Below are 245 nucleotides of genomic sequence, written 5' to 3'. Positions count from 1 at the left end.
AAAAGATGATAAAGTATGTACATTGTCTAAAGTTAAATCCTCTTCTGTGCATTCAATTTCATGACCATTATTTTGACCCCATTGATATGCATAAGGCTTTTCATCTTCTCTTATATTAAATAATTTAAATCGCATAACACGTACTTCCTTTCCACAATAAAATAAATAATGATTAATTCTACCACACTGCATACCTACACTTTTAATTGTAAGAATATTATGAAAAAGAGATTGTTTGTTTTCAT

At 27.3% G+C, this 245-nt stretch carries 1 protein-coding gene; it reads right to left on the bottom strand.

Features of this window, described 5'->3' with window-relative positions; genetic code table 11:
* On the bottom strand, positions 1–245 hold a 245-nt coding region (locus Q5762_RS39335), incomplete at both ends, for a hypothetical protein (protein ID WP_315897120.1).

The sequence above is a fragment of the Streptomyces sp. P9(2023) genome (assembly GCF_032436795.1).
Lineage (GTDB): Bacteria > Actinomycetota > Actinomycetes > Streptomycetales > Streptomycetaceae > Streptomyces.
The sequence above is the reverse complement of the archived record's forward strand: the minus strand, read 5'-3'. Positions and strand labels throughout refer to the sequence as shown.